The 24630-nt window shown below is 37.7% G+C and carries 25 protein-coding genes; 6 read left to right on the top strand and 19 right to left on the bottom strand.

Going from position 1 to position 24630, the window contains the following annotated elements; all coding sequences use genetic code 11:
* Positions 1 to 3: 3 nt before the first annotated feature.
* Positions 4 to 705 carry a response regulator YycF gene (gene yycF / locus MN204_RS17090; RefSeq protein WP_249872301.1) on the bottom strand — a complete coding sequence of 234 codons (702 nt, stop codon included), beginning with the start codon at positions 703 to 705 and terminating at the stop codon, positions 4 to 6.
* Positions 706 to 863: 158 nt separating this feature from the next.
* Complete coding sequence (locus MN204_RS17085; RefSeq protein WP_249872300.1) at positions 864 to 2333, bottom strand: M23 family metallopeptidase; 1470 nt, start codon at positions 2331 to 2333, stop codon at positions 864 to 866.
* Positions 2334 to 2893: 560 nt separating this feature from the next.
* Between MN204_RS17085 and MN204_RS17080 the strand changes: the two genes are divergently transcribed.
* Positions 2894 to 3325: a hypothetical protein gene (locus MN204_RS17080; RefSeq protein WP_249872299.1), complete on the top strand. Its 432-nt coding sequence runs from the start codon at positions 2894 to 2896 to the stop codon at positions 3323 to 3325.
* A gap of 416 nt (positions 3326 to 3741) precedes the next feature.
* Positions 3742 to 4038 (top strand): DNA-binding protein, encoded by a 297-nt coding sequence (locus MN204_RS17075; RefSeq protein ID WP_249872298.1) that lies wholly within the window; start codon positions 3742 to 3744, stop codon positions 4036 to 4038.
* 177 nt (positions 4039 to 4215) lie between these two features.
* Here MN204_RS17075 and MN204_RS17070 read toward each other — a convergent pair whose 3' ends face one another.
* From MN204_RS17070 to MN204_RS17055, 4 genes are all read right to left on the bottom strand, one after another.
* Complete coding sequence (locus tag MN204_RS17070; protein ID WP_249872297.1) at positions 4216 to 5505, bottom strand: adenylosuccinate synthase; 1290 nt, start codon at positions 5503 to 5505, stop codon at positions 4216 to 4218.
* Between the two features lie 272 nt (positions 5506 to 5777).
* Positions 5778 to 6695 (bottom strand): glycine betaine ABC transporter substrate-binding protein, encoded by a 918-nt coding sequence (locus MN204_RS17065; RefSeq protein ID WP_249872296.1) that lies wholly within the window; start codon positions 6693 to 6695, stop codon positions 5778 to 5780.
* A 71-nt stretch (positions 6696 to 6766) separates the two neighbouring features.
* Positions 6767 to 7624: an ABC transporter permease gene (locus tag MN204_RS17060; RefSeq protein WP_249872295.1), complete on the bottom strand. Its 858-nt coding sequence runs from the start codon at positions 7622 to 7624 to the stop codon at positions 6767 to 6769.
* Positions 7625 to 8815, bottom strand: a complete 1191-nt coding sequence (locus MN204_RS17055; RefSeq protein WP_249872294.1) for a quaternary amine ABC transporter ATP-binding protein — start codon at positions 8813 to 8815, stop codon at positions 7625 to 7627.
* A 508-nt stretch (positions 8816 to 9323) separates the two neighbouring features.
* Between MN204_RS17055 and MN204_RS17050 the strand changes: the two genes are divergently transcribed.
* Positions 9324 to 10496, top strand: a complete 1173-nt coding sequence (locus MN204_RS17050) for an MFS transporter (RefSeq protein WP_249872293.1) — start codon at positions 9324 to 9326, stop codon at positions 10494 to 10496.
* Between the two features lie 281 nt (positions 10497 to 10777).
* Complete coding sequence (locus MN204_RS17045; RefSeq protein WP_249872292.1) at positions 10778 to 10969, top strand: hypothetical protein; 192 nt, start codon at positions 10778 to 10780, stop codon at positions 10967 to 10969.
* A 67-nt stretch (positions 10970 to 11036) separates the two neighbouring features.
* Here MN204_RS17045 and MN204_RS17040 read toward each other — a convergent pair whose 3' ends face one another.
* The 5 genes from MN204_RS17040 to MN204_RS17020 all read right to left on the bottom strand — a co-directional run bounded on the left by MN204_RS17040 (position 11037) and on the right by MN204_RS17020 (position 16593).
* Positions 11037 to 11411, bottom strand: coding sequence for a hypothetical protein (locus tag MN204_RS17040; RefSeq protein WP_249872291.1), 375 nt, complete (start codon positions 11409 to 11411; stop codon positions 11037 to 11039).
* 265 nt (positions 11412 to 11676) lie between these two features.
* Positions 11677 to 13053: a replicative DNA helicase gene (gene dnaB, locus MN204_RS17035; protein WP_249872290.1), complete on the bottom strand. Its 1377-nt coding sequence runs from the start codon at positions 13051 to 13053 to the stop codon at positions 11677 to 11679.
* A gap of 133 nt (positions 13054 to 13186) precedes the next feature.
* Positions 13187 to 13633 (bottom strand): 50S ribosomal protein L9, encoded by a 447-nt coding sequence (gene rplI, locus MN204_RS17030; RefSeq protein ID WP_249872289.1) that lies wholly within the window; start codon positions 13631 to 13633, stop codon positions 13187 to 13189.
* Positions 13630 to 15606 (bottom strand): DHH family phosphoesterase, encoded by a 1977-nt coding sequence (locus MN204_RS17025; protein ID WP_249872288.1) that lies wholly within the window; start codon positions 15604 to 15606, stop codon positions 13630 to 13632. The genes rplI and MN204_RS17025 overlap by 4 nt, the downstream gene beginning before the upstream one ends.
* A 42-nt stretch (positions 15607 to 15648) precedes the next feature.
* Positions 15649 to 16593, bottom strand: coding sequence for a YybS family protein (locus tag MN204_RS17020; protein WP_249872287.1), 945 nt, complete (start codon positions 16591 to 16593; stop codon positions 15649 to 15651).
* Positions 16594 to 16978: 385 nt separating this feature from the next.
* Here MN204_RS17020 and MN204_RS17015 point away from each other — a divergent pair, with 385 nt between their 5' ends.
* A complete protein-coding gene (locus MN204_RS17015) occupies positions 16979 to 17467 on the top strand; it encodes a DUF1189 family protein (protein WP_249872286.1) in 489 nt (162 codons plus the stop codon).
* A 397-nt stretch (positions 17468 to 17864) separates the two neighbouring features.
* Here MN204_RS17015 and rpsR read toward each other — a convergent pair whose 3' ends face one another.
* The 7 genes from rpsR to MN204_RS16980 all read right to left on the bottom strand — a co-directional run bounded on the left by rpsR (position 17865) and on the right by MN204_RS16980 (position 22712).
* Entirely contained in the window at positions 17865 to 18095 is a 231-nt protein-coding gene (rpsR, locus tag MN204_RS17010; protein WP_249872285.1) for a 30S ribosomal protein S18, read from the bottom strand.
* A gap of 21 nt (positions 18096 to 18116) precedes the next feature.
* The gene (gene ssb, locus MN204_RS17005; protein WP_249872284.1) at positions 18117 to 18629 is read right to left on the bottom strand and encodes a single-stranded DNA-binding protein; all 513 of its coding nucleotides are present in this window, start codon (positions 18627 to 18629) and stop codon (positions 18117 to 18119) included.
* A 15-nt stretch (positions 18630 to 18644) separates the two neighbouring features.
* Entirely contained in the window at positions 18645 to 18932 is a 288-nt protein-coding gene (gene rpsF / locus MN204_RS17000) for a 30S ribosomal protein S6 (protein WP_249872283.1), read from the bottom strand.
* A 189-nt stretch (positions 18933 to 19121) separates the two neighbouring features.
* Positions 19122 to 20222 carry a redox-regulated ATPase YchF gene (gene ychF, locus MN204_RS16995; protein WP_249872282.1) on the bottom strand — a complete coding sequence of 367 codons (1101 nt, stop codon included), beginning with the start codon at positions 20220 to 20222 and terminating at the stop codon, positions 19122 to 19124.
* 316 nt (positions 20223 to 20538) lie between these two features.
* On the bottom strand, positions 20539 to 20733 hold the full coding sequence (locus MN204_RS16990) for a DUF951 domain-containing protein (protein WP_249872281.1): 195 nt from the start codon (positions 20731 to 20733) through the stop codon (positions 20539 to 20541).
* Positions 20734 to 20771: 38 nt separating this feature from the next.
* A complete protein-coding gene (locus tag MN204_RS16985; protein ID WP_249872280.1) occupies positions 20772 to 21671 on the bottom strand; it encodes a mechanosensitive ion channel family protein in 900 nt (299 codons plus the stop codon).
* Between the two features lie 18 nt (positions 21672 to 21689).
* Positions 21690 to 22712: a YkvI family membrane protein gene (locus MN204_RS16980; protein ID WP_249872279.1), complete on the bottom strand. Its 1023-nt coding sequence runs from the start codon at positions 22710 to 22712 to the stop codon at positions 21690 to 21692.
* Between the two features lie 89 nt (positions 22713 to 22801).
* On the opposite strand from MN204_RS16980, the gene yyaC reads away from it, so the two are divergent.
* Entirely contained in the window at positions 22802 to 23425 is a 624-nt protein-coding gene (yyaC, locus tag MN204_RS16975) for a spore protease YyaC (RefSeq protein ID WP_249872278.1), read from the top strand.
* A gap of 435 nt (positions 23426 to 23860) precedes the next feature.
* On the opposite strand, the gene MN204_RS16970 is transcribed toward yyaC, so the two are convergent.
* A complete protein-coding gene (locus MN204_RS16970) occupies positions 23861 to 24568 on the bottom strand; it encodes a DUF554 domain-containing protein (RefSeq protein WP_249872277.1) in 708 nt (235 codons plus the stop codon).
* Positions 24569 to 24630: the final 62 nt, after the last annotated feature.

Here is a 24630-nt window from a genome sequence, read left to right as displayed (position 1 = left end):
CAACTACTCCTGCTCAGGATTACGTAAATAATAGCCAACACCACGTCTTGTGACAATCCATACCGGATTACTTGGACTTTCTTCAATTTTTTCACGAAGACGGCGAACGGTAACGTCAACGGTTCGTACATCTCCAAAGTAATCATATCCCCATACCGTTTCAAGTAAATGTTCCCTTGTCATAACCTGTCCAATATGACGGGCAAGGTAATGCAATAATTCAAATTCACGATGTGTCAATTCAACTTGCACACCTTTTCGTGATACGACATATGCATCCGGATGTACCGTCAAGTCACCAATGACGATATCTTTTGTTGCCTTCACTGTTTCATCCGGAACCTGTTGTCGGCGCAGATTAGCCTTTACACGTGCAATCAGTTCACGATTACTGAAAGGCTTCGTTACATAGTCATCAGCACCAAGCTCGAGACCGAGTACTTTATCAATCTCTGAATCCTTTGCCGTAAGCATGATTACAGGAACGGTTTGTGTCTTTCTCACTTCACGCAGAACTTCATTACCATCCTTACCAGGTAACATAATATCTAATAATATTAATTCAGGTTTTTCGCTCTCAGCCAGTTCAATCGCTGTATCGCCATCATTGGCTATGATTACCTGATATCCTTCTTTTTCTAGGTTAAATTTTAATATATCTGCAATTGGCTGTTCATCATCTACTACTAATATTTTTTGATTCATTTTAGCCACATCCTTTTCTTCCATTACTATTCTCTATTTTAACTCAAATTGACCAATATGTCTTTCCCTGAAAATTTTCTTCGTATTCTTGCTGTGCACTTTCACAACCGAAGGCCAATACAATAAAGAAAGGCTGACTCATTAAGGTCAGCCTTTCTTTATTGACTTACATATTTCGTTGGGTTTTGAAGAGATCCATTTTTGTAAACTTCAAAGTGAAGGTGAATTCCTGTAGAATTCCCTGTAGATCCCATTACACCTATTTTGCTGCCTTTTTCTACAACTTGGCCAACTTTCACATCAATGGAAGCAAGATGGGCATAAATTGTCTTCATCCCATTATTATGATTTATAACAATCTTATTTCCATAACCGCCACTGTTATATCCTGCAGATTCGATGACGCCGTTATCCGCTGCAAGTATATTTTTGTTCGTTGGCCGGGCAATATCGATTCCTTTATGTGTTTTCCCCCAACGTTCTCCAACATGGCTTGAAATATAACCTCCAACAGCAGGCCAAACCATGTTACCGGTACCGGTAGAACTTATTACTTTCGTTCCTTTCATGACAATTTCTTTAACCGGTTCTTTCGTTACCGTTTCCTGGAGGACTTCTTTATCTGTCTGCTTTCCGTTTGTCTTCTCGATGGAATAAAGAACTTCCTTTGTTCCATCCTTACCGTGCTGTTTAACTTTCTCTTCCCCTTTGTACATATCATCGGATTCGATTATTTCTGTTTCAAATTCAAGAGATTCTTCCATCTTTTTTTCCTCATATACAATAATATCTGCAAATGCTTCATATTCCGTTACATTAATTTCCTGATCAGGTTTCAATATGGAATCTTTATCTAATGAATCGTTCAGCTCTACTAATTTATTTACGGATAACTCATATTTTGCCGCAATCCCACCTAAAACTTCGCCCTCTTTTACGGTATGGACTTTATCTTCAAGTGTTCCTTTTTCCAGCATAGCAATGCCCTCATCGGCACTTAAGATTGCAGTCGGCAACACTTTCTGACTTAAAATGGATATATTTCCCGACAATGTTAGATCCATTACGATACTTTCATCTGCAGAAAGATCGATTTTGTCCGGATTCGGCATACCTGCAATGATTAAGTCATCATTCTGTTTCTCAAATCTAATCTCTTTCACGCTTTCTTCATCCACATATGCGCTTATGTACTGCTTCAATACTTCCTTTGCAGTATCCTCACTATCAAAATAACCTACCGTCTCATCATCTACTCTAAGTTCTACCGCATTTGCCTTGATGGAAAGCTCTTCATCCAAGCGATTTGCTACTTTTTGATTATTCGTTGAAGCATTGAATACTTTTTCAGGTATATAAGATATTTCCTCACCGATTGTTATCGAGAGGTTTTCAAATTCCTCTTCCCCTTCTTCCACCTTGCTATCAATCAGGTTGTTAACGACTTCTTTATCGTCAACCTTCCCAACATGATCCTCATTGACATAGACATGATAAACCGTGCCAAGGCCATCATTAGCATAAGCCGTAGTAACTGTAAAAGCGATGCCTAAACAAGCAATTATAACAATTTTTCTGAAAAAACTCTTACTCTTTCCCGTATTATTCTCTGTATATCTAGTAAACATTCCCGTATTTCCTCCGACATTCTTTGATACAATCTATCAATAGTTAATGTGTGTTAGACTTTTAGTTACCTATAATCTAACATAGGTAAAAAGGATTAAATAGGGAATGTCGAACAATGTAAAGAAACTGTATAATTAGACCCAAAATTTTACAGTTTATATGTAAATACGATGAAAAAATCGGCAAATGACCAAGCCTTCGTTGCACTTATGCAGATAGGAAAGTTCCATACCTTCCTATCTTCCAAAAAAGAGGTTGTCATGGGGAGATTAAGTAGTTCCGTTTTCGTTGATAGATGCAATTAGCACCATAAATAGTACCTTGACAATAGATTTTGTCGTCGGGTATAAGGATGTTATTTCACTTCCTGGTACATTAAGAGAATGATAACATTATTTGGTAAAATATAATTATAGATTTTGACTATTAAGTTCCTTCAACTAACGGGCAGAAGAATTGAAAGAAGAATTAGTAATTTTTTTGTAAAATTAATTGTTTATTTCAAAAAATGAAACTTATAAATCAATAGAAACGTATAGAAGGTATATTAAGAGAGGTCGTGAATCTAATCAGCTTATTAGAGCTTGTAAAGGATAATGAAATTGTGTTTAGCCTGTTATATTGCTGTATCCTTCTGTATATTAATATTGGCTATCTTAAGGAGCATAAGGAGATAAAAGAAAACTTAGGATCTATTTCATCAGATGATGAGAAAGAAATGCTATTAACGCCAGATAACCTTGGGATGCTGCTTTTCTCTTTGACTTTTAATTTTTTCAGAAGATGGATGTTGTACATAATTGCAATATTAATGACGGAAAGTACATTCATCCTTATTATCTCAGTGGTTTTATTTATAATTGGTCTCTATGATACGGTATTTAATTACAGCATAGCAAAACTTAAAAAGTCGAATATCGGTCTATATCTTGCAATTGTAGATACGATTTATATTGTTTTATTTACTTTATTTTTAATTTTCGTTAAATAGAGTAGGGATATTCAAACAAAAGATTTTGCATTAGAAATTGGTGCATTAATGTTGTTCTTGATTTGGTGGGTACCATTGGATTTGTCACAACAATTGAAAGCGGTTATTAATATAGACGAATTAACATTGGAGTCAACTCGTTAGGAGGGAAGAGATGAGTTTCGTTTATACGATGTTAGTTATTTTATCGTCGGCTGGTTTCTTAAATTATTTGGGAAAGTCAGATAAGGATTCTATAAATCGTGAGGACAAAGATGTGTAATGGTTGATTGAGGATATACTCAAGTTAAGCGGTATTGGGAGAATAGCTTATCAATAGTGGAACTTTATTTATTCTAATTCGTACATAAAGGTACCGAGATTCATATAACTCGTGCTTTAATGGAATAAGAATATACTAAAGAAGGGATAACAATATGGAATTTGACTTAATTTGGCTAGCTCTAGGAATTGCTGTTGCAGGGTATTTTATAGGTAACGGACTGAAAAATTTTAAGAATCCAGATGCTAAAAGTTTTAGTGCAATCTTTGATGAAGATGATGAACACGAATTAATAACGGAAAATGATGTGCATCACTTTATGGGTATATCAAAAGAAGATGCAAAGTATCTAATTAAAGAACACTCAGACGTACCACATATTATTATAAATAATAAGGTGTACTATCCAAGAGCAAAATTACGTGAATGGTTAAAAAATCTAGGAGAGTAAACTTCTTTTTAAAGCGTTATTGCTATACCATTAACGGGTGTGGCTGTTAAAAGCGCATCTATTTCCTTATTAAAAATTAACAAACGGATGCTTTAATTAAAAAAGCAACATACTAAATTAAAGTCAAAAAGCTTGAGGTTGAAAAATTCCCTCAAGCTTTTTTGTATGCTAGTTGCATTATTGACTATAGACACTACGTACGACATTTGTTTGTGAGCGATCTGGTCCAACAGAGAATATAGATAACGGAATCTCCGTTAATTGAGATATGCGCTCCAAATAATGACGTGCATTTACTGGCAGTTCATGCAAGCTTTTAACACCGGTAATATCCTCGGTCCAGCCTGGCATTTCTTCATATATAGGCTCACATTCAGCCAAAACCTTTAAGCTCGCAGGAAATTCTTTCATAACTTCCCCTTTATAGCGATAAGCTGTACAAATTTTTAGACTCTCAATGCCTGATAAGACATCAATTGAATTCAGCGATAGATCGGTAATGCCACTTACACGACGTGCATGGCGTACAACGACACTATCAAACCAGCCTACGCGACGTGCTCTGCCGGTTGTTGTTCCATATTCACGGCCAACTTCACGGATCTGATTACCAATTTCATCATGCAGTTCCGTTGGGAAAGGTCCGTCACCAACGCGTGTCGTATACGCTTTGGATACACCAACAACATGATTTATTTTTGTCGGGCCTACTCCAGAACCGATTGTAACTCCACCGGCGATTGGATTGGACGAAGTGACAAATGGATACGTACCCTGGTCAATATCCAGCATGACACCTTGTGCTCCTTCAAATAGGACACGACGTCCCTCATCAAGTGCATCATTCAGCACGACAGAAGTATCTGTTACATATTGAGCCATTTGCTGGCCATATTCATAATACTCTTCCAAGATATCTTCTACTTTCATTGGTTCTATTTCATAAACTTTTTCAAACATACGATTTTTTTCTTTCAAATTCTGTTCCAGTTTCTCACGAAAAGCATCTTTATCCATTAAATCTGCGATACGAATGCCCATACGTGCTGCTTTATCCATATAAGCAGGACCGATACCTTTTTTGGTCGTACCTATTTTGTTTTCGCCTTTTTCTTCTTCCTGAAGAATATCCAATTTTAAATGATATGGCAAAATCACATGTGCACGGTTGCTGATGCGCAGATTGTCTGTCGACACATTGCGCTCATGCAGGTAAGCAATCTCTTCCACAAAAGCCTTTGGATCGATTACCATCCCATTACCCAATACACAAATTTTATCGTTAAAGAAAATACCTGAAGGAATCAAATGCAATTTATATGTCACATCATCAAATTTGATTGTATGACCCGCATTGTTTCCTCCCTGATACCTAGCAACTACTTCTGCATTCTGCGATAGAAAGTCAGTGATTTTCCCTTTTCCTTCATCGCCCCACTGTGTTCCAACTACTACTACTGAGGACATCGTGCACCTCCATTAAATTTATGTAGATTATATGTTTTTATTATTACCAATTGTAATTTTATCAATAATAAAGTGTGAAGTCAATCCGAAATACGAACGTTATAAAGATGTTATTTTCATATTGTACGGTAAAATAGTATTATTTTATAACTATTTTTATATGAAGTTTCGTATATTAGTTAATATGGATTAATTACTTTTCGTTATACACTGCTAGCAAACAAAAAAACAGGCTGTTACTTATCACAGCCTGTTTTTTAGTAGAAACTTACTTATTCAATTCCTTCTGTCCATTCAGCTACTGTATCTGCATTTTCTTCTACCCATGCAGCTGCAGCTTCTTCTGGATCTGCTCCTTCATAAATAGCTAGCATGACAGATTCCAGATCTTCAGGAGTCCAATAGAAGTTATCCAAAACTTGATACGCTTGAGGCATATCTTCTTCCAGACCTTCACGGACCATTGTTGCTATCACTTCAGCTTCACCAAACGTTCCTTCAGGGTCTTCTAGATATTTCAAATCATAAGCTTGAAACTTCCAATGTGGTGACCAGCCAGTGACAATAATTTCTTCTTCATTTTCATATGCTTCACCTAATGCTGTTGCCATAGCACCACTTGAAGAAGTTTGTACAGTCCAATCCCCAAGATTATCGTAATCGTCAAGCGTCCGTTCTGCAGCAGCTACAACCCCTGCTCCAGGCTCAATAGCAGTAATGGTCTGAGAAGCTTCTTCATCCAAATCAGCAATGGAATTAACATCCATATACGTAGGGACAACTAAACCGATCGCAGCACCTTCAAGGTTTTCACCTAATTCTACTACTCGATCACCATATGCTTCATATTGGGCTGCATGTGTTCCTGGTAACCAAGCCGCTACCATACCATCCGCTTCGCCACTTGCAACAGCTTCCCACATAATTGCATTATCAAGTGGAGTAACTTTCACATCATATCCAATATCTTCCAATACTTTCCCTACGACATGTGTAGAAGCAACTTCTGTTTCCCATTCGACATATGCCAATTCGATTTCCTGTCCATCGATTGTTGCCGCTTCTTCTGTACCTTCAGTCGTGGATCCGTTGTCTGTTTCTTCCTCGTCTGCAGCTCCACAACCAGCAGCGAACAATGCTAATGAAAGTCCGGATATGACTCCTAGACGTTTCCAGTTAAATATACTCATATTATCTCCTCTTTCCTACGTATTTTAATATATGGAACTTTTCTCAAATGGAAAAGGTAACCAGCAATTGTTTACACGTTCTTCTTATTCATATTCTGTGTAATGCGATCAATAATGATAGCCAAGATAACAATTCCCAATCCGGCAACGAACCCTGTTCCTACTTGGGCACGCTGTAGGGAGGATAGAACTTGACTACCGAGGCCAGGTGCACCAATCATGGATGCGATAACTACCATGGATAAGGCAAGCATGACTGTTTGGTTGATACCAGCCATAATCGTTGCTTTGGCCATTGGGAGTTCTACTTTGAAAAGTTTCTGTACACCAGTACTTCCAAATGCATCGGAAGCTTCGACTAAATCTTTGGAAACTTGTCGAATACCTAAATTAGTAAATCGAACAGTAGGTGGTGTTGCAAAAATCAATGATGCAAACACACCAGGTACCATCCCAATTCCGAAAAATGCCACGGCAGGAATCAAATAGACAAATGCCGGCATAGTTTGCATAAAGTCAAGGATTGGCGTAAATATCGCGTTGGCAATTTTACTTTTCGACATTATTATTCCAACTGGAACACCGATAATTACAGACAATAAACTTGCAAGTAAGACTAATGTCACGGTATTCATCAAGTCATCCCAATGGCCTTGATTGTAAATCAGTACGAGACCAACAATGGAAAAGGCAGCTAATCCCAGCTTTTTACCAGTTACAAAAAAGGCAAGCAAAGCGACCAGGATAATAAAAATAATTGGTGGGATATTCATCAAGATATCTTCAGCTACAAACTCCATTAAATTTCCAAAATGTTCTTTAATCGGATTGAAAACAAACGAAAAGGTATTTTTCAGCCAATCGGTTACAATCTCGGTTCCTTCTGCTATCGGTATTTCTGGTATAAAATCTAACGTATTTCGAAGCATTTATAAATTCACCTCTCCATCTCCAGCCAAAGCGGCAATCACTGCCCCACGTACGATAATTCCTACTAACTTATCGTCTTCAACGACAGCAACAGGGGTCGGCGAATCGTGAATAATGGTGAATATATCATGCATGGTTGTTTCTTTTTTCACTTTCGGTATATCTGTTCGTAAAATATCTATTAAATTACTACTCTCATTTTTCCGGGCATGAGAAGCATCTTCTGCTGTTATGTACCCTTTTAAATTACGCTTTCCGTCGATCACTAAAATACTGGATATTCCTTCTTCACGCATCCGCTCAAGCGCGACCCTCGGGCCATGTTTGTCTATATTAACTGTTTCAGGGCGTTTCATAATATGCTCTGCAGTCAATATTTTAGATCTGTCTACATCCTCGACAAATTTTTCAACATAATCATTAGCTGGATGCACTAAAATCTCCTCTGGTGTTCCGATTTGGACGACAACACCATCTTTCATCAGTGCAATATGGTCTCCTAACCGCAATGCTTCATCGAGATCATGTGTAATAAAAATAATGGTCTTTTTCATCGAGGACTGTAAATCAATCAGCTCATCCTGCATTTCCTTTCGAATAAGAGGATCTAACGCGGAGAATGCTTCATCCATCAACAACACTTTCGGGTCATTGGCCAACGCCCGGGCTAAACCAACCCGTTGCTGCATACCACCCGATAATTGTCCAGGCTTCTGATGGATATAATCACCTAAACCAACCATTTGTAAAGCTTCTGTTGCCTTTTTTTTGCGCTCTTCTTTTGGTACATTTTGTACTTCCAGGCCAAATTCTGCGTTTTCCAATATCGTTCTGTGCGGAAATAAAGCAAATTGCTGGAACACCATACTCAGTTTTTCTCTACGTACTTTTCGCAATGCTTTTTTATCCATTTGTGCCAAGTCCTGGCCCTCAATCAATATGCTGCCCTCTGTCGGTTCGATTAGCCGATTCAACAATCTGACTAAAGTAGACTTTCCACTTCCGGAAAGGCCCATGATGACGAATATTTCTCCTTCTTCAACGGAGAAATTCGCACGGTTTACCCCAACTGTATTACCAGTTTGTTTTAAGATTTCATCTTTGGTTAAACCTTTATCCATAAGTTTTAATGTTTGTTTTGTATTTTTGCCAAACACTTTTGATAAATTTTTTGCTTCAATTACTGCCACATTTTCACCTCTAATTTCGTTGTTGACGCCATATGTAAAAAGTCATGCTACTTATCTATCAGCATGAATACATAAGAAAACAATGAATCCTACTACGATTCATTTTCAAATCCCCGCTATTATCCGATCAGCATTACACCCATTGTTTAACCTTAAACCTTATTTTCTATAGTTTCAAACGTCAAATTCCATTGTTTCGTTATGTATTTTGCTTGCTAATTGTAATGCGAGACTTAAAAGACACAATTCCGTACAATTTCGCTTTTATCCTCCAATATACTTCCAACAACTTCATTTTCACATAGTTTGTCATACGATGTTCTTTTATATAAGGTCCTGGATAGTACTTTCTGGATAGTACTTTCATTATTAATTGCTTTATTGAATTCAACTTTAAATACTTCTTAAAAATATGGGTAGAATAAATTTGTCATGATTTTAAAAGTAATTTCACGTATAAATCATCACTATTTTTAGAAATACTTATTGAAAGGTGGTCTTATATAACATGGGTAAAGTAAAAGTTAAATTATGGACAAACCAATATTTCATTATTATATTATTGTCTTTAGTCATGTTCGCTTCATTTTATATGATTACGGCAGGCTTCCCCATCTTTGTAACAGCCATTAGTGATGATCCTGCGATTGCAGGAATCATGACCACGACCTTAATGACAGCATCACTAATTACACGCTTTTTTGCAAGTGTCATTATCCAAAAGATTAACATGAAATTACTCCTCATTATTTCTCTCATTTATTTTTTGGGCACAATCGGTCTTACATTTATAAATCAGTCCATCGGATTTTTAATATTCATTCGAGCGCTACAAGGTATTGGTTTTAGTATGCTTACGATTTTAGTCTTTACGATATCAAGTAATATCGTTCCTAAATCTCGCTTAGGTGAGGGTATTGTTTTTTTCGCAATGTCTACAAGCGTTGGAACGACAATGGGACCACTAATCGCTATTGCTTATCTTGCAAATTATTCCTTCCTGTCGTTGATGATGTTGACTATGGGCCTGATGGCTTTTTCACTTTTGTGCAGTTTTTTTACAAAGAATACGGTTAAACAAGAAAAGGAACTTCCACAGACTACCGATAATGAACCTTTCTATACGTACATGTTCGATAAGCGCGTCCTTCTTCCGAGTATTTTGGTATCGTTAAATTATATGGCCATTGCAGGAACGGTAAACTTTATGGGGGCGTTTGGTAATGAGATTAATGTTGGTGGAAGTATTTCGCAGTTCTTCATCGCACAAGGGATCGCAATGGTAGTCGTTCGTTCTTTCTCCGGTAAGATTTTTGATAAATTCGGTCACAGAATTCTAATTATTCCAGGTGCTATTTCAGGGACTGTTGGCTTGGTCTTATTAGGTTTCTCTACTAGTATGGTGATCGTTCTCGTTTCCGGGGCATTATTCGGAATCGCTTTTGCCATCATCCATCCCATTACACAAGCTTGGGCATTAACCCTTGTTCCACCCGAGAAAAAAGCAACAGCCAATTCGATGCTCCTTATTTTTATTGACTTTGGTTTGGCCGTTGGATCAATTGGGCTTGGATTCCTAGCAAAATTTGTCGGATATGGCATGACCTTTACCTATTCGGCTGCTTTTATGATTATTATTTTGTTGCTATACCTATTCGGGAGCAAGAAAACGTACCATTAGAGGTTAAAAAGGAATAACACCCTGGACGAAACACACTAGCGTACAAACGGGATAAACTATCCAGTCACTTCTGTATGTAAAATCAAAGGTACATTCTCCTTTTCAATAGTGTATTACGATAACGTTAAAACTTAATACTTATCTTTAGGTAAAAGAGGGCAGCTTCTTGCAACATTGCACCCGTTACTTTAAGTGAAAGCTATCACAAATTCTGTACATTTCAAATACCTTATAAATTTAATAATTAGTCTGATATAATTTATATAAAGGTGGTGTTGCTTATGTTAGAACAAAACAATGAACCTAAAAGAAAATATGAATGGTTAAGTAAATGGGCTAAAATGACTGGTGAACGAGCGAGAATTGATGCAAAAGCTAATAACACATATATCGTATATGAAAAAGACGGAAAGCTTGTAAAGGAATTTCCTAATGGTGATATTGTTCCGTTGAAAAAAGACGGTGAATCGTAAATATTAAAATTTCTTTTTGAAGATAAGCACCAGTTACTTTAAGTACATCTATTCACATATCGTCTATTCAAATCTTACTAATCAATGTATTTAAAATTAAGCTTAAATGAAAATAAATCAATCCAGGAAGGACTCCAAGCACAAGCAAAGGGGTAAGAGAAACTTCTGAAATACTACCTTGAAACAATGCAAAAATAGTAATAATTATAACTCCTCCGATACCATACAGAATAAAAGAAATAAGATAATTATAGTATCTTTTCTTAAGTTTCACCATTTCTAAAATGTTATCAACTGCAAATGAGAATAGGGTTCCACCAATGAGAAATACAGGCAAGGAGTACATTATTATTGATAAAAAATATTCAGAACCAAAAGATAATATCAATGCTAAAGCTATGGAACTCAACACAGGCGTAAGTATTTTTTCCATAATATTCATAAAATCCCCCCCTTTGTTATTCAACAAATCTGCAAGTTACTTTAAGTACACTTTATCAGAATTTCCATTTATACTACCATAAGATTCCAAATTTTTTTTTTGAATCCCCTTTCCAATTCTCATAATAAAAAAAACCATAACTCTTGGTTTTGGAACGCCCAGTGCGACGGAAATTGCGAGTAATTTAACAAACATTACACAAGTAGCTTATAAAAATAGTATACAAAAAAACAGCCTGTTAAAAGGGCTGTTTTTTTGTATATAACTATGCTTGCTGCATCATCGCTGGGGGGACGTCGCCCTGTTGATAACGATGGTCCAGATCAACGAATTTGTTGTATTCTTTTACGAATGCAAGTTCAACCGTTCCAGTCGGGCCATTACGTTGCTTGGCAATAATGATTTCGATAATATTCTGCTTCTCTGTTTCCTTATCATAATAATCATCACGATAAAGGAATCCTACGATATCAGCATCTTGCTCAATACTTCCTGATTCACGGATATCCGACATCATTGGACGTTTGTCCTGACGGGATTCAACACCACGGGATAGCTGTGACAAGGCTATTAAAGGTACCTTTAATTCACGGGCAAGTGCTTTTAGAGAACGGGAGATTTCCGATACTTCCTGTTGTCGGTTTTCACGAGAACTTCCGCTTCCTTGAATAAGCTGCAAATAATCTATCAGAATCATGCCTAGTCCATGCTCCTGTTTCAAACGTCTGCATTTGGAGCGGATTTCACTGACACGGACCCCTGGGGAATCATCAATATAGATTCCAGCGTTAGATAAGGACCCCATAGCCATTGTCAGCTTTCCCCAGTCATCTGCCTGTAGCTGTCCATTACGAAGCCGCTGTGCATCGATATTCCCTTCAGCACAAAGCATACGCTGGACAAGTTGTTCTGCACCCATTTCCAGGCTGAAAATAGCTACGTTCTGTTCTGTTTTCACAGCTACGTTTTGAGCAACATTAAGGGCGAATGCGGTTTTACCAACTGAAGGTCGGGCTGCAATGATGATTAGATCATTTGGCTGAAACCCAGAAGTTATCCGGTCCAAATCATGGAATCCTGTTGGGACACCAGTCACATCACCTTGCTGCTGATGAAGCTGTTCAATATTATCATATACATCAATCAATACATCTTTAATATTTTTAAATGCTCCGGTATTTTTACGTCCGGAAACTTCAAGAATATTTTTTTCTGCATCGTTCAGTAAATCTTCAATTTCGTCTTCCTTTTCAAAAGTAGAAGTCACAATGTCCGTAGCCGTTCGGATCAGTCGTCTAAGGATTGCTTTTTCCTCAACAATTTTACTGTAAAATTCTATATTGGCAGCTGTCGGAACACTTTCCGCTACTTGTGAAAGATAGGTTACGCCACCTGCTTCTTCCAGCTGTTTTTTATTATTTAAATAGGTTGTGACCGTGACAACATCAATGGGCTCTCCCTTTTCGGAAAGACTCATCATGGCAGCGAAAATCCGCTGATGACTTGCACGATAAAAGTCTTCAGGAACGAGTAACTCAGATGCTGTCGAAAATGCTTGGGGCTCTAGAAATATAGCTCCAATTACAGATTGCTCCGCTTCTATATTATGTGGTGGTGTTCTATCATTCCACGTTTGACTCATCGCTCTCTCCCCCTTCAGATAACCTTCTAGTTTTTTAGTTTACCAATAAACGCCAGCAACCTGCCACATACAGAAGAAATCGGCAAATAAGCCGATTTCTTCTGTATGATTATTCATTTTCAAATCTTTATAGTTACTGTTCACTTACATGAACTTTAACAGAACCAGAAACCTCCGGATGAAGCTTAACCGGTACCGTTGTATATCCCAATGCACGGATTGGCTGGTCCAGCTCAATTTTTCGTTTATCTACCTTATAACCATGTTGCTTCTGCAAAGCATCCGCAATCTGTTTACTTGTAATAGAACCAAACAGACGACCACTTTCACCTGATTTTGCTTTCAGTTCAATTGTCAATTCTGCTAACGTATCTTTAAGATTGATAGCTTCTTCTTTTTCCTGTTGTTCCAGCTGACTGCTTTTTCGCTTTTGGGCTTCAAGTGCCTTCAAACTTCCTGCAGTGGCCTCCTCGGCCAAATTATTTTTCAATAGATAGTTACGTGCATATCCATCGGGAACATTTTTTACCTCGCCTTTTTTAGCTTTACCTTTAACATCTTTAAGAAAAATTACTTTCATTCCGATTCTCTCCCTTCATAATACTCATTCAAAATATCGATCAAGAATGCTTCCGAATCATTAATGGTTGTATCCTCTATTTGAGTAGCGGCGTTCGTTAAGTGGCCACCACCGTTCATTTTTTCCATAATCACCTGCACATTTACATCACCAAGCGATCTGGCACTGATCCCTATTCTGCCATCCTTTCGTTCGGAGAGAACAAAAGATGCTGTAATTCCTGTCATCGTCAGCAGCGTATCCGCGGTTTGCGCTATTAATACCGGGCTGTATGCTGTTCCTGATTCTGCCTTTGCGATGGCAATATGTTCACGATATATTTTAGCTCGTTCTATAATTTTACTTCGTTTGATATAGAGGTCCAGATCTTCTTTCATAAATTGCTGTACCAAGACCGTATCCGCACCTTTTGAGCGCAAATAGGACGCAGCATCAAACGTTCGTGAACCAGTTCTTAATGTAAAGCTCTTTGTATCGACAATAATACCTGCCAGCAACGCTGTAGCTTCCAGCATTTTCAGTTTCGTTCCTTTTGGCTGATATTCCAGCAACTCTGTTACAAGTTCAGCTGTCGATGAGGCATATGGCTCCATGTATACCAGTGTTGGATTATCGATGAAATCTTCCCCTCTGCGGTGATGATCGATAACTACCTTGTAATCCGTCTTGTTAAGCAGACTTTCAATAGCGACCATCGATGGTTTATGTGTATCTACAATAACCAATAAACTTCTGTTCGTTATTATTTCTTCTGCTTCATCTGGTTCGATAAAGTAGCTCCATAATTCTTCATCTGCTTTAATAGCATCAACGAGACGGTATACGCCGGTATCCAAATCATTTGAATCAAAAACGATATGCCCTTTAACTTTATTGATCTTTGCAATGTTTAATACACCAATTGCCGCACCTAGTGAATCCATATCTGGTGACTTATGTCCCATGATAATCACATTGTCACTCGCCTTGACCAATTCTTTTAATGCATGGGAAATGACCCGGGCTCTCACACGTGTTCTCTTTTCCATCGGATTTGTTTTGCCACCGTAAAAGCGTACTTTACCCTGGTCTTCTTTAATTGCGACCTGGTCTCCACCACGGCCTAATGCCAAATCAAGACTTGATTGTGCCAGCTCGCCAAGTTCAGGCAGGCTAATATTACCTACCCCTACACCAATACTTAATGTAACTGGGTTATTGTCAGCACCATTCATTTCACGTACTTCATCAAGAATATCAAATTTAACCTTCTCCAGTTTCTGAAGAATTTCCTTCGTTCCAACTGCCAAAAATCTCTCCTGTGAAGTTCGTTTTAAATATAAACCATAATGACTCGCCCAACGATTCAATACCGTGGTTACCTGTGAGTTCAACTGACTTTTTGCAGTATCATCCATGTTTTGGGTGATTTCCTCATAATTGTCGAGGAAGATTATTGCAAGTATCGTTTGATCATTATGGTACATTTGCTGTAATTCTTCCTGATCTGTTCGATCAAGCAAATAAAGCAGTCGCTCTTCTTTTCGGATGATGGTATGAAATTTGTACGAATCCATTTCAATCGACACACTATCTTTATTCTCTTTTATCATTGGAATAAGACTTTCAGATAGCTTGTTTAGCGAGTCACCAACCAGTGAATCACTTTCTTCACTGAATTTATTCATATAGGGATTGGCCCATTCAATATTGTAATCTTCATTATACAGAATGATTCCAAATGGCATTTCCAGTAACGCTTCTTCCCCAACCTTCTTTATCCGGTGGGAGATAGTGGAAATATACTGTTCTGCTTCATCAAGAAGTGCTCTTTCCGTCCGGATACTATAATAAAAGGAGGCAGCCAAAACGACAGTCATTATGAGACCAAGCATCCATTGGAAATACCAAATGACACCAAGCAGAATAACGGATAATAAGTAAATAACCCATAAATGGCTGCTTAGTGTTGGTTTTTTTTGTAAGTCCGGCATCGCATTCAGCTCCTATTTCATATCACCTGCAATTATTTCATGCTATTTTTTGCTTTCCAGGTGATCTCTTAACCTAAAGCCTATATCAATTATACCTAAGATTCTTATGAAATAAAGCAGAAATGTTGGGAAAAGTATTGTAAGAACTACAATAAGGATCGGTATAAATTTTGACATTTTCTTATGATGGGCATAAAAGAATATAAAGGAAAAGCCCTGCAGCGACAGTATCAGACCTGTAAGAACGAGGACATTCTGTACTGCTATAAAGAAAAAGCTTGTTGAATCGAGACCGAAAAAAGAAAAGAATAATGCAAAAAAGTAAACCCATATAATTGAAGTTGGGAATCTGAGATTGCGAAAAGGTGAAAAACGAAGCTCTTTCTTTTCAAGTCTGTTTATAAATTTATAACTGATCCATTGTGAGATAAAAGCAAGCAATAGAGCAGATAAAGCTAACCCAACAGGCAGTAAATTAATTAAACCCTGAATCTGCAATTGCATCAGCTCTTCAAATTCTGCCGATTGTCCGGCAACGCCTAATGTTTCCATCAGGGAAGCGCTCATTTCCATGGAGTCTGTAAGGATGACTTCAAACTCTTGGACCCAGTTAACAGAAAATAATACTTGGCTAAAAACAAAAATAAACAATAGACCGACAACAAATCCCAATGTACCTCTGGCCCATGTTTCATATGGTGATATATCTTTATAAATGGCAGTTCCTATCGTTATCCCACCGACTCCCATTAATATAGCAAGCGGTAAAGAGAAAAAGGTTGCGATTAATACTGTTAATACTAATGCAACAGCAAACATTAATAAGGAAGGCTTAAGGCCATATCTCGAAGCAAATAACACAAAAGGTATCGGCAAAAAGAACATACCAAATATCGTTAATACCGGGACAAAAAGGGTAATCAGCAACATTACCATGAATACTGCAAGCAGCAGTGCTCCATCTGTCATTTTTCTTGATTGATTCATTCATTGCACCTCATCTAAGCTAGTTAAAAATATAGTAATTGTTACGTACTCTATATGATAACATGATTTTTAAAGAAAGGCTTGTCGGAAAATGTAGAGATTATTATTTCCCGGGGAATAAAAAAGCGCCACACCTGAAGACTGCAAGTAGAAAAGTGGTCTATTTTGTCATTATTTGTCATAATTAATCCGTTTTGCATGGTAGAAAACTTGGTTTTTACCAAGCCTTTCCGTGACAATCTTTGTTACACTTATGCAAGTAAGATAGTATAAACAACTTTCATACTTGCCAAAAAGAGCTTTATCCAACGATTTCCATTATAATGGAAGTAAATGCGAGAAGTACTTCACATTTGTAATTAAACAATGAATAAGGATGAAAATCATGACGTATCTGCAAGTCTTTCTGCATAGCATCAAATTACCGAAGAAAGATGCCATGTTTCAATTGAATCGGATTGGAATGGATGTTGCTGTTATTTATATGTTTATTCTCTTGGCAATTGTCTCTATTCCTGAATTAATTCAACGACTAACAGCATCATCTGGGTTTGGAGCAAATCTCCATTTTATTTTTAAACTTATCTACTTTTTTATGTTTTATTATCTTCCTATAGCAATCCTCGTAATTCTTTGTGTTTCTCTTGTTGCATATATCGGGAGGGGCATTGCTTTCTTCATGCAACGCAAATTACGATACTCGATACTATGGAAACTGAGTGCATTCACGACGACTATACCGTTTCTGCTCTATACGGTCATCGCATTTATTTATCATGTTAGTGATACATATCTTGTTCTAGCGTTTATCTATACCATCGGATTATTAATAAAAATGATTTCCATTTACCCGAAACGAAAACCTAGGAAGTAGAATAGAAGCCGAAGCGTCTTGATCAACCCCGACAAGGTTAAGTAGAAACTACCAGTGGGGTAGTCCGCTATCGCTGAGCGTGGTCGTTTAGGTGTAAGAATTTATTGCTCCAATATTTAGCGCCTGTCCCCAATTGCTATAGAACTTAAAACGCTGGGGACAGACTCCGTTTTATTCCAACATGCTCATTTCGTTCACCCTGTAATTGTGAACTATGGCATTTCCCACATTAGCCGTGCATTTTAATTCCCAGCTAACATAAATTGTTCAACGATTAAACGCTGACTACAATAATGGATATGTTAAAACGAACGGAGAGCGTGTTTTACAAATATACTTTCCAATCTCCAAATTAAAAAACCTCAAAATCAGAAATAAGATTTTGAGGTTTTTCTCTTTACTCTGCTACAAATGGAAGTAATGCCATTGTGCGAGAACGTTTAATTGCAATTGTCAGTTTACGTTGGTATTTTGCAGATGTTCCAGTTACACGACGTGGAAGAATTTTTCCACGTTCAGAAATGAAACGTCTTAGCAAATCAACATCTTTATAATCGATGTGTGTAATTCCGTTTGCTGTGAAGTAACAGACTTTACGACGCTTAGCGCGTCCGCGACGTGCTGCCATTGATACCCCTCCTTTTAGATTCTAAAATGGTAAATCATCGTCTGATATATCGATAGGCTCTCCATTATTTTTAAATGGATCGTCTTGATTTTGGTTTTGATTCTGATTCTGCTGATTTTGTTGCTGATATTGATTTTGATTCTGATTTTGAAATTGGTTCTGATTTCTGTTTTGCTGGAATCCTGATGAGTCCTGTCCTCCTTGAGAAGAGGAACCTTTTGACTCTAAAAATTGTACACTGTCAGCAACCACTTCCGTTACATAGACAGTTTTACCATCTTGCCCTTCAAATGTACGCGTTTGAATACGGCCATCCACACCAATCATACTACCTTTTTTCATGTAGTTTGCAAGGTTTTCAGCCGGTTTACGCCAAACAACACAGTTAATGAAGTCTGCTTCACGGTTTCCCTGCTGGTTGGAAAAAGGTCTGTTTACTGCAATCGTAAAGTTAGCTACAGCAACGCCATTTGGTGTATAACGTAAATCAGGATCCTTCGTTAACCTGCCTACGAGTACGACACGATTTAACATCAGAACCACTCCTTATTATTGTTCATCTCGAATTACAATGTGGCGAATAATATCATCTGAGAACTTAGCAAGTCGGTCAAATTCGTTTATTGCTTCATCACCGCTGCTGAAGTTGATCAAAACATAATATCCATCACGATAGTCGTTGATTTCATAAGCAAGACGTTTCTTGCCTTTTTCATCTACTTTAGCTATCTCCGCCCCATTATCAGTTAGGATTTTGTTGAAACGCTCGATTAAAGCTGTTTGAGCATCCTCTTCAATGTCTGGGCGGATGATATACATGATTTCGTATTTTCTCATCCGTTACACCTCCTTTTGGTCTTAGCGGCTCCTATCTATTAGATGGTTCTTTCACCATTTCCTCAATAGGAGCAAGGAATAATCATAGTCTAATTACTCACAATGATTTATTATACCAAATCTTTTATAAAATAACAAGCCTTCGAGAGATCCCAATTTACGTTTTACTAATTTTGCTGTTCGAATGGTTTATACATTAAAGCGGAAATGGATAACATCCCCGTCCTGAACAATGTATTCTTTCCCTTCTAATCTAACTTTTCCTTTTTCCCTTGCATGTCCCATCGATCCAGCATCGACAAGATCTTCATAGGAAACGGTTTCTGCCCGTATAAAACCTCTTTCAAAATCGGTATGAATAATTCCCGCTGCCTGTGGTGCTTTAATTCCTTTACGGAAAGTCCATGCCCGCACTTCCTGCTCACCAGCAGTGAAGTAGGTTGCCAAACCTAAAAGGCTGTAAGAAGCTTTGATCAGTTTATCAAGTCCTGACTCCGTGATTCCTAAATCATCAAGGAACATTTCTTTTTCTTCTTGATCAAGTTCTGAAATTTCTTCCTCGATTTTGGCACAGATCACAATTACTTCTGCATTTTCTTTTTCAGCGAAATCTCTTACTTTTTGAACATTTTCATTTGAATCAGGGTCAGCAACTTCTTCTTCACTTACATTCGCAACATACAATGTTGGTTTGCTCGTTAACAAGTGCAGACCTTTAACCACTTTTTGTTGTTCTTCGGTGAATTCCAAAGCTCTTACTGGTTTCTCTTCTTCCAGTCCGTCTTTTATTTTCACCAGGACATCATGTTCCGCTACAGCGTCTTTATCTTTTTGCCTTGCAAGTTTTTCAACGCGTGCAAAACGTTTCGTTACAGTTTCCAAATCTGCCAATATCAGCTCCAGATTAATGATTTCAATATCATCAATCGGATCCACCTTGCCCGATACATGGGTAATATTTTCATCCACGAAACAACGGACTACCTGACAGATTGCATCTACCTGGCGAATATGGGAAAGAAATTGGTTTCCCAGTCCTTCACCTTTGCTTGCCCCTTTGACAATTCCTGCAATATCGGTGAATTCAAAAGCTGTTGGTACGGTTTTTTTCGGTTTTACTAATTCCGTTAATTTATTTAAGCGCTCGTCAGGTACTTCCACAATTCCAACATTCGGATCGATCGTAGCAAACGGATAGTTAGCCGCTTCTGCTCCTGCCTGTGTAATTGCGTTAAAAAGCGTGGATTTCCCCACATTCGGAAGTCCGACGATTCCTGCTGTTAATGCCATTAAACTTTCACTCCTTAAGGATACCATTCATCTGAACGCGTTCGTTATTCCAATTATAGATATTAGTATGTAAAAAGACAAGCGAGTAAAAAACAAAAATAGGCATATGATGGATGCCTATTTTTGCTTGAAACCCTATTACTTTTTATTTTTTATATCTCTTTATACCCTAATATTACTATTTTAAGAGCATCATAGTCAATTTTAACTATTTTAAAATATTTTTTACCATCGCAAGACTAAAGTCACGACTATTCTAGGGTCGTTACTAGTGGTGCAACACTTCCATTCACGCTCAAGGACCACATTGCTCTATTTATTCCTCTGCTTTTGCAATGACCTTTTTCATCTTCTTTGTAAAATCTCTCCGCGGGATCATAACACTATGTCCGCAACCAAGGCATTTTATTCGAATGTCCATACCCATTCGAATAACTTTCCAACTGTTTTCACCGCACGGATGAGGTTTTTTCATTTGTACAACATCATTTAAGCCAAATTCTTTCTCCATATCGGGCTCTCCTTTTTTCCTATTATTATAACGAATATTTAGAGCCCGCGCTCTCTATTTTCCCTCATAAGCTTTTGTTTTTCTTCCGTGGAGTACATCACAAGGCGAGGCGCTGGTATGTCAATTCCGGATTTATAAAGCTTATCCTGCATTTCTTTTCGAATATTCCGTTCTCCTGCCCACTGGAAACCTGGCAATGTGTCCGCAATAACCCGCAGAACAAAATGGGAAACCTCCAAATTCTGTACCCCGATTGTTTCTGGAACACCTACAATATATTCATATTTATCAGGCAATGTAGCGGCTACTTCATTAATAATTTTTTCTGCATCAGCTACATTGCTTTCATAAGGAATATTGATGTCAACCACAGCAAGTCCATTGTGTATGGAGTAATTCGTCACCTGGGTAACATTACCGTTTGGAAGAATGTGCATTTCCCCCGTCCAGCTTAACACCTTGGTTGTACGAAGTCCGATTTCCTCTACCGTTCCTTCAATACCCGAAACCGCAACATAGTCGCCTACTGAAAATTGATCTTCAAATATGATAAAGAATCCGGATATGACATCCCTGACCAGATTTTGCGCACCAAAACCGATTGCCAGGCCAATGACTCCGGCACCTGCAAGCAATGGACCAATGTCAAAATTGAATACACCTAAAATCATTACGATTGCCATGAAATAGACGATATATGCAACAACATTTTTGATTAGTTTTTTGAGCGTATTTTCCCGTCTTTGTGAAATCCGAATCGGACCACTCGTTCGATTGGTAAAAAGTTTATCGACCAAAGAACGTGTAACCTTTACAATCGTTATCGCCATTATAGCGATGATAATAACTTTGAAGAAAACGGAAAGTAATGTTGTCCATAGCTCCGGACCCGTCAAATAGATCCATATGTCCATTAGTTGTTCCTGAATAACATCCATATTAAAACCTCACTTCGATTATTTCCCTTTATCCAATGTATTCCATAGTGGATAAAGTAATAGTCTGGCCAGTATATACAAATTCAATATGCCATAAATTGGGTAGATAAAGCTGATTAACGTTGAAAATCCAAATGTAGTTAAGGGAACCATGATGAGCAATGCAGCAATAACGATTAAATATAATGGTTTTTGGAAATATTCCTGTAGTCTTGAAGCAATTCCCAGCATACCTGAAGCTGCTGTTGTAAAAATGGCAAACCACAGCAGGATTGACATAAGCACAAGAATTTCAAAAGGGTAATGCTTTAATATCGCAAATAAAGGAATTTCGTATAATAGAATTTCATCAGCAATTTGAATAAGGCTATTGTTATAAATATAGGAAATAACCCCAAGGGAGATGCCACTACCCACACAGGCAATTATAATCTCTATCCTGGAAGAAACTTTATTTCCAATCGCACCTAGGACTGCAATTAACGGTAAAATATTTAATGCTGTAAATGGGAAAGCAGCCATCCAGTTCCTTTGTTCATGCCAGTGCGAAAACAGCTTCAATTCCTGATCTATCGTGAACATAATTAAAATATACAGCATGCCAACAAGCAAAACTGGCAATATGAACCGATTAATATTTATCAAACCATTAACACCTCTACTGAATAGCAAAACAAGTGCAACAGCAATAAATAAAATTCCCCACCAATACGAAAAGTTAAACGCTTGACCTGTTGCCCCACTTCCAGCAATCATTACAATTGTCGTTGTAAACAGATATAAAAGAATCATAACATCAAATACACCCGTCAATCTACTTCCAACAATCTCCTGAAGTACCGGTAGATAATGTGATGTTTTTAGTTTATAGCTGATATTCATGATTACCACACAGCAAAAAGAAAAAAACAAAGAAAATAATAAGATGGCCAGTCCACTTTCATGTCCAAAAAATTGCCACAATTCCCTTCCTGATGCATACCCCGCACCAATTGTTGTACCTATAATCAGAAACATCCATTTCAATCCTGCTCCCCACATTCGGTTTCCTCCAATAATTTTAATATTCGTATGTATAGTTCATTTATAAAATCCGTATACTATACCAATATGTTTGTGGAGGATAAGCTATGAATGTAAACAACCGATTTGACAATTCACCTGAAAATTTCCGTATACCTTATACAGATTCTGAAATTTCATCATTAATGAGCGACAGAATTATCTCCTGGTTTCCCAATATCCCTCGTGAATATGTAACGATTTGTATAGGGACAGACCGTTCAACGGGGGATGCACTTGGTCCTTTGGCAGGAACTTTTTTTGAAGAAACAAAGCCAAAACATATGACGATTTACGGAACACTGCACGAACCCGTTCACGCTGTAAATTTAGGCGAGGCGATCGATACAATTAAAACAAATCACAGAAACCCTTTTATTATTGCAATTGATGCCTGCCTCGGGCGAAACGCTTCCATCGGGCACATTATCACAGAGAGAGGACCATTACGACCAGGATCTGCCTTAAATAAAGCATTACCCCCTATTGGTGATATAAATGTGACAGGGGTTGTCAATATCAGTGGGTTTATGGAGCATTCTATTTTGCAAAGCACTCGACTGTCGATGGTAATGGATATGGCAAGGCAAATTTCTTCCATATTAAATAGCATCGACCAACGCTTATCGTATCATTTTTCTCCTGAAGTGATTATTTCTGAAAAGCAACAAGTAAAAAAATGGACGGTATAATTGAATGTCATGGTTTTCTTTTTAAAATATTGATTTAGCTTGTCATGATTTGAGGAATTACTATTTTCTTATCCCTAAACTAAGAACTAAGAACTAAGAACCGTCCAAGATATGCAAATGCAACTTCCGGACGGTTCTTTATTTTATTATGGAATCTATTTGGGAATGTCTGGTGAGTATACTCATACTCACAGTCGGTAAAACATGTGACGTAACCTCTTTTAGGTTGAATCAACAGCACTGGTAATGGAAAATAGTCTCTCAGGCAAACCGCTATGGGGAAAGCGAAGTGTATACGGGCTGCGGCTACCGAAGTAACTTATTTCCATAACTAGGTTAGAGATCTAACATAGATGGAAGTTATGTCGCATTTTATAGATTTCGCAGCAAAAACCACTTTTTTCTGCAGTATATCGAGCGTTATGGCGTTTTCCTCTATAAAAGTTGATAGAGATAATAAATGAACCCTACTGTCAAAATGGCAGGCAGCAGGTTACCTATTCGGATAGTGGTTATTTTTAGTAGATTCAAACCAATTGCTACGATCAACAAGCCTCCAACCGCTGTTACTTCGACAATCATTCCATTCAATAAGGCCTCTGGAATCCAGTTTTCAATCTGTGTAGCGAGCAAAGCAATCGCTCCCTGATAGACAACAACAGGTATAACAGAGAACATTACCCCGAAACCTAAAGAAGTTGTCAATACAAGCGCGGCGAAGCCATCAATAACCCCTTTTGTAATCAGAACTTCATGATCGCCACGAATGCCGCTGTCCAAAGCTCCAATAATTGCCATCGCGCCGATACAGAAGATTAAAGTAGCTGTTATAAATCCTTGCGCAACACTAAAATCACTTTCTGATGAAGTAGTAAACTTGCTTCCAATCCAATTTCCAATTCTGTTCAATCCCTCTTCCAAACGAATAAACTCACCAATTATTGCTCCTGAAAGTAAGCTTAAAAGGATAATTATAATTTGATCAGTAACCAATGCCATCTGTAAACCAATTAAAATAACAACCAGTCCGATTCCCTGCATAACTGTTTCTTTATATCTTTCGGGTATTTTCGTAAAGAAAAGCCCAAGGATACTTCCTAAAATAATTAATGCTCCATTAACTAATGTTCCAAATAAAATCATTTTTTTCTCTCCATCGTATTAGTTTGTAGTAGTATCCCCTGTCGCAACTGTCTTCAACATAC

This window comes from Oceanobacillus saliphilus, assembly GCF_023522835.1.
GTDB classification, from domain to species: Bacteria; Bacillota; Bacilli; order Bacillales; family Amphibacillaceae; genus Oceanobacillus; species Oceanobacillus saliphilus.
Note: the sequence above shows the minus strand (reverse complement) of the source record. Positions and strands in the feature narration are given on the sequence as shown.